Here is a 6325-nt window from a genome sequence, read left to right as displayed (position 1 = left end):
TTCCATAACATTACTCCAAATAGAATCTGTTATGATGAATTACAACGAAGATATTGCAGAGCTTCGTTAGTAAGAACAGGGGCAGGGAGCGATGTTGATGATATACATAGATAAAGTAAATAAGTCATTTGGTAATGATTTAGTATTACAATCCATGTCTTGCCACATTGAACGGTATACGCCAACCGTTATACTAGGTCCCAGCGGTGCAGGAAAGTCAACACTTCTCCGGTGTATCAACGGGTTAGTTAGCGTTGATAGTGGCCAAGTTGCCGTTGACAATGTAACACTATCACGTGACCCTAAAAAACTTCGTGAATTCAGGAAATCGATAGGAATGATCTTTCAGCAGTTTAATCTTATTAAGCGGATATCCGTCCTGGAGAATGTATTATGTGGGCGGCTGGCCTATACTTCGCTATTTCAGTCTTTACTAACAAAATTTACGAATGCCGATTATGAACTAGCTTGTCAATATCTTGACAAAGTGGGACTTTATGAAAAGCGCTTTCAAAAAGCGGGACAATTAAGCGGCGGACAGCAACAAAGAGTTGGTATTGCCAGAGCTTTGGTGCAACGCCCGAAAGTCTTGCTGGCTGATGAGCCTGTAGCCAGCTTAGATCCTAAAACAGCGCTGGTAATTCTTGACCTATTAACTAAAATTAGCGAAGAAGAGAAGATTAGCCTGGTATTAACGCTACACTCGGTGGAATTGGCTATGCAATATTCGAAAAAAATTATTGGCCTGACGCAAGGAAAGATTATTGCCCAGTACGACACGAATAAAACGAGTGCCGATGAAATTTGTTCGGTATACGACCATGAGGAGGTTGTGAATTTGTGAGAAAAGAGGGACTTTATTTAGCGCCGCGTTTTCGCTGGTATTACATGGTAATACTTGTTGTCGTGCTGATTTGTTTTCAGCAAGCTGGGTTTTCTTTAACCAAATTGCTAAAGGGTTTGCCCGAGATGGCTAAATTTGTTGTGAATGCATTTCCAGCGGATTTTACCCGATTAAACGAGTTGACGCTGTCCATTCTGCAAACAGTTGAAATCTCTGTTGCCGGCACGTTTTTAGCGATTGTTATTGCTTTGCCGATCGGTATTGGTGCCTCAGCTAACTTTTCCCCTAATCCTATTGTTTACTGGTTTTGTAGAACGCTTTTAAATTCCACACGGTCGGTATCGGAAATGATTGTTGCACTTGTTTTTGTAACGGCAGTAGGGCTGGGTCCTTTTTCAGGATTACTGGCTCTTGCGGTACACTCGGCGGGAATGCTGGGGAAATTTTATGCCGAAGCAATTGAAAATGTCAGTAAAGGGGAAATTGAGGCCATTACATCTACGGGAGCAACCACCTGTCAAGTTTTGCAATTTGCTGTGCTGCCTCAGGTATTACCGGAGATTATTACTGTCATTCTGTATCGCTGGGAGGTGAATATAAGGGCGGCGACTGTGCTGGGAATGGTAGGCGCAGGCGGTATAGGCTTCGACCTTATTACATCTATAAGACTATTTCAATATCGGGAAGCTTTGGCGATTGTGCTGTTAACCTTGATCACAGTTGGCATCATCGATCAAGTCAATAATCGAATCCGGGCAAAGATTATTTAAGAAAAGAGGGAAATTATGATCAGTTTGAGTGAACGAGTGAGAAAGATGGATGTCAATATCAGCGCGGAATTTCGCAGTCAGCTTGAAAGTTTTAAAAGAGCCGGCAGACCAATCATTTCACTGAATGTGGGAGAACCGGATTTTAATACTCCGGAACATATCTGCCAGGCAGCCATTGAAGCCATTGAACAGGGGTTTACCCAATATACGCCCATAGAGGGTATCTATGAATTGCGGGAAGCGATTTGTACAAAGTTGCGTGAGGAAAACCATGTTGAATATAGACCGGAGGATATCATTGCCAGTACTGGAGCCAAGCAGGTTCTTGCAAACGCCTTATACGCTATTTGTAATGAAGGCGACGAAGTATTGATACCTACCCCGTGTTGGGGCAGTTATCCGGAAATGGTTAAGTTGATCGGAGCGACACCTGTCTTTGTCAATACCGAAGAACCGGGAGGCGCCGTCTTAACGGCAGATAAGATTAAGCAACACGTTACTTCCAAAACAAAAGCGATTATACTTACAAATCCTCATAATCCAACAGGAGCGGTCTATAGTAGGGATTTGCTGCGGGAGATAGGTAATCTGGCGCATGAGTGTAATTTTTACATCATCTCTGATGAAATATACGAGTATTTAACGTATGAAGGAGAGTTTTTCTCCATAGCTTCAATCAGCAGTGCTATAAAGGCAAAGACAATCACAGTCAACGGCTTGTCAAAGGCTTTCGCTATGACAGGGTGGAGGGTTGGTTATGCGGCTGGACCGAAACCAGTTATTGACGCTATGCGTTTAATTCAAAGCTATACGACATCAAATATGAACTCTATTAGTCAAAAAGCAGCTGTTGCCGCATTGGTGAGCTCTAAAGAATCAATTAAACATATGGTCCAGGAATTTGACCGGAGAAGACGGTTTATTGTCCAGCGTTTGCAGCGGATAGACGGGCTTTTCTTTCTTAATCCTCAGGGAGCTTTTTATATCATGGTTAATGTATCGCTTTATTTTGGAAAGTCATACAAAGATTACATGATTCGAAACTCCATGGACTTTGTAATGTACTTACTAAATGAAACTAATGTTTTAGTGTCGCCTGGAGTTATATTTGAGGCGGCCGATTACGTACGCATTTCCTATTCTAATTCCCTGCAGAATCTGGAAATTGCCATGGATAGAATGGAAAAAGCACTCGCTTTACTTACAGACTAAAAAGAGGAGGATAAGATCATGAGAAGCTATTTATTAAACCGCTATGTTGTACTAGCAATCTTTATTTCTATGTCACTGCTGTTTAGCGGATGTCAGACGGCAAAAACCGAGAAAACATTTCGGCTTGGTATCATTCCTTCCGAAAACGGGCAAGAAACTTTAAAACAATTCTCACCCCTAGTCGCTTATCTGGAGGAATCTATGAAAGTTAAGGTCGAGCCTTATGTGGCAACAGATTATAATGCAGTTGTCGAGGCAATGAGAGCCAAACATATCGATGCGGCCATGTTTGGACCCTTTTCGTACATTATGGCCGTAGAGCGGGCCGGTGCAGAAGTGTGTGTTGTGCGTGTAGGCGAGAGTGGGGCACCGACTTATAACAGTTATTTCGTTACATACAAAGATAGCGGCATTAAAACGCTAGAGGATTTAAAGGGTAAGACACTGGCATATACTGATCCCGGCTCCACTTCAGGCTATCTTGTTCCGGCCAAAGTTTTATTAGATCATGGCCTGTCAACTCCGGATTTCGCTTCCGTTATCTACTCCAACGGACATGATGCTTCCCTGCTGGCGGTAAAAAACAAACAAGTTGATGCTGCAGCTATAGATGAAATGACCTATAATCGCGCCATCAAAAAAGGAATTATTACCAAAGACGAAGTGCCTACGTTCTATACTTGTCCGCCTATTCCCCAATCTCCGTTTGCGGTGGCCAAAGATATAGATCCGGAGTTAAAGCAAAAGTTTGTTGAAGCGATGATTAAGGTTCACGAATTACGGCCAGATGTCTTAAAACCCTTAAGCGCTAGCAAATATGTAACAGCCACTGATGATAACTTCCAACTGATTCGCGATACGGCCAAAGCGCTAAAACTGGATCTCTCAAAAATTAAGTGATAAATGATACTATTTATAGAAAGGAAGATCATCAATGGTTAATCGGATGAAAGAGCAACTCAATCAAGGAAATGCGGTATTCGGGGTTTCCATCATGATCCCCTCGGTACAAATCGTCGAAATGGTTGGAAAGCTAGGCTTCGACTGGGTCCTTATTGACTGCGAACATGGTTCTATGTCGTTGGAGACGGTTGAACTTATGGCTATGGCGGCACAAGCAAGTGGTCTAATCCCGATAGTGCGGCCCCCTAAGAATGATGCAGAGACAATACTTCAGTACATGGACCGCGGCGTAATGGGGATTCAGGCTCCGCATGTAAGCACGGCAACTGAGGCGAGAGCGGTGGTGGATGCTGTAAAATATCATCCTCTTGGTACGCGAAGTCTGGCGGTAGGGACGCGCGCGGCCAACTACGGTTTCAACCTTACCCTTAGCGAATATACGCAGCAGGCTAATCGCGAAATTCTAGTTTGCGTGCAAATAGAAGATAAGGATGCTCTTGCTAACATCACCGAAATTGCAGGTGTGGAAGGGATTGATGTTTTATTCGTCGGCCCCTCCGATCTTTCTCAGTCATTAGGTCATCCAGGGAATTCTGAGCATCCTGTTGTTCGCGAAGCGATGCAAAACGCCTTTAGAACAATTAACAAATCCCCTAAAGCGGCAGGTACGGCAGGAAACATTGAATTGACGGCCATGCGTCTGGAGCAAGGGGTTACTTACTACTATATTCATTTGACGACCCTGCTTGCCCGTGGATGTTCTGAATTTTTTCGTGCAGCGCAAAAAAAATCCTGATAAAGGCGGCCAGCAATGTGAAAAAATGGTCTCAACCAATGCATAATGCCAGGGTTGAGACCATTTTCTATATTTATGCGACAGCTTAAGTGTTAGTCTTCAGCCAGATTGAGTCGGAACGATTTCATTGAGTCGGTTGTAGCAAGGCGGTTCGCCATTATACCCGATACAGAGATCTTCAGGTTATCTAATTTTGGGAGGATTTGCATGGTGGAGGCGATCCGCGACCTTACAAATCCAGGAATGCTGAAAAGCCGCTGAATTAGCGGCTTTTTTGTTGTTTTGTTAGGATAGGGTACCTCCACCAACTGAAACCGGAAAGAAAGTGATTAGATTGTTTCATATGTGTACTTTATCGGGCAAAAAGTTGGCAAATTTATTCCTTCCCGTGCTCGAAATGCTCTGCTGCCCATTCAGACAAATCGCGGAGAATTTTTATTAAGCCTTCACACTGCGAGGAAAGAGAATACTCAACCCGTGGCGGAACCTCAGGGTATACCTTCTTGACAACTATTTTATTTTTCTCAAGTTCTTGTAAACGAGATGAAAGCGTTCTTGGACTAATCCCTTTCAGTGACTTCTGCAATTGCGCAAATCTTTTAGTTCCACTAGAAAGCTCCCTTAAAATTAAAAGAGTCCACCTACCGCTAATTATTGAAAGAGTATTTTCTAGCTGGATACATTTTCGACTATTCGGTTCACCCGTATTACTCACTTAACTTTCCTCCAATATAGTAACTATAATAAATGTAACTACTTCAATTCTTATAGTAATGATGGTATGCTTATTTTAACATTAGCTAGATAAAATATCAAACATATGGAGGAATAGCCAATGAAGGTTCTTGCAGTTAACGGAAGTCCACGGAAGACGTGGAACACAGCCACACTACTCAATAACACTCTTGAGGGGGCAGCATCACAGGGAGCCACAACCGAACTCATTCATCTTTATGATCTGAACTACAAAGGGTGTATCAGCTGTTTTGCGTGTAAAATCATAGGGGGAAAAAGCTATGGTAAGTGTCCCATACAAGATGATCTGGCCGAAGTCTTTAAAAAAGTGGAGGCAGCCGATGCCCTTATCTTAGGTTCTCCGATTTATTGGGGAAGGGTAACTGGTCAGATGGCTGCTTTCCTGGACCGTTTACTGTTTCAGTATGTGGAGTACAGTGATTCTCATAGATCGTATTTTCCAAAGAAAATGAATACCGGATTTATTTATACAATGAATGTAACAGAAGAAATGCTAAAGACATATGGAATGGATAAGCCTATTGAGTTTAATGAATTTGGAATGCGAATGGCATTCGGGGCTTGTGAGTCGCTCCTTAGTTTTGATACGTATCAGTTTAAAGATTACTCAAAGGTGGTCTCAACCTTGTTTGATGCTGAAGCGAAGGCTAAGAGAAGAGCAGAAGTATTTCCCGTTGATTGTCAAAAAGCATTTGACATGGGAGTAAGATTTGCAACTGAGTTCATTTAAAAACAAAATACGTGGGATAGTGATTGTCTACTCGAATGGGTATCGCCTGGGCATGTATTAGAGATATGACTATAAAAGTCCAGAAACAGACAGCGCGACTTGGAAGAGTGGCAATCGGCTCTTACGGCATGAACATTTATTTGCGGATTACTCCGTTAAACAACAGTATTCTGACCGCTTTGTTAGGTTGTATCTTGAAGCTGACAACACCCTTAGTTCCGCGAATACATCTTGGGTGATTCAATTAGAAATCTTCCTTTCTGCCTTGATAGGTGGGCATTCCTATTTTTGCGATAAAGGAAGATTTTTCATAC

Annotated in this window: 7 protein-coding genes; 6 read left to right on the top strand and 1 reads right to left on the bottom strand. The window is 42.6% G+C overall.

Annotated elements, in window-relative coordinates:
- Positions 1-97 precede the first annotated feature (97 nt).
- Genes phnC through VN379_RS15190 form a run of 5 tightly spaced genes read left to right on the top strand, consistent with a single transcriptional unit; the run spans position 98 to position 4525 of the window.
- Entirely contained in the window at positions 98-844 is a 747-nt protein-coding gene (phnC, locus tag VN379_RS15210; protein WP_325535326.1) for a phosphonate ABC transporter ATP-binding protein, read from the top strand.
- Positions 841-1614: a phosphonate ABC transporter, permease protein PhnE gene (phnE, locus tag VN379_RS15205; protein WP_325535324.1), complete on the top strand. Its 774-nt coding sequence runs from the start codon at positions 841-843 to the stop codon at positions 1612-1614. Before phnC ends, phnE begins: the two co-directional genes overlap by 4 nt.
- A gap of 15 nt (positions 1615-1629) precedes the next feature.
- The gene (locus tag VN379_RS15200) at positions 1630-2826 is read left to right on the top strand and encodes a pyridoxal phosphate-dependent aminotransferase (protein ID WP_325535322.1); all 1197 of its coding nucleotides are present in this window, start codon (positions 1630-1632) and stop codon (positions 2824-2826) included.
- An 18-nt stretch (positions 2827-2844) separates the two neighbouring features.
- Complete coding sequence (gene phnD, locus VN379_RS15195; RefSeq protein WP_325535320.1) at positions 2845-3726, top strand: phosphonate ABC transporter substrate-binding protein; 882 nt, start codon at positions 2845-2847, stop codon at positions 3724-3726.
- A 34-nt stretch (positions 3727-3760) separates the two neighbouring features.
- Positions 3761-4525 (top strand): HpcH/HpaI aldolase family protein, encoded by a 765-nt coding sequence (locus VN379_RS15190; protein WP_325535318.1) that lies wholly within the window; start codon positions 3761-3763, stop codon positions 4523-4525.
- Between the two features lie 376 nt (positions 4526-4901).
- On the opposite strand, the gene VN379_RS15185 is transcribed toward VN379_RS15190, so the two are convergent.
- Positions 4902-5240, bottom strand: coding sequence for a helix-turn-helix domain-containing protein (locus VN379_RS15185; RefSeq protein ID WP_325535316.1), 339 nt, complete (start codon positions 5238-5240; stop codon positions 4902-4904).
- Between the two features lie 120 nt (positions 5241-5360).
- On the opposite strand from VN379_RS15185, the gene VN379_RS15180 reads away from it, so the two are divergent.
- Entirely contained in the window at positions 5361-6011 is a 651-nt protein-coding gene (locus VN379_RS15180; RefSeq protein WP_325535314.1) for a flavodoxin family protein, read from the top strand.
- Positions 6012-6325: the final 314 nt, after the last annotated feature.

The organism is Sporomusa sp., assembly GCF_035561255.1.
In the GTDB taxonomy this organism is placed as follows: domain Bacteria; phylum Bacillota; class Negativicutes; order Sporomusales; family Sporomusaceae; genus Sporomusa.
This window is presented reverse-complemented; position numbering and strand designations above follow the sequence as displayed.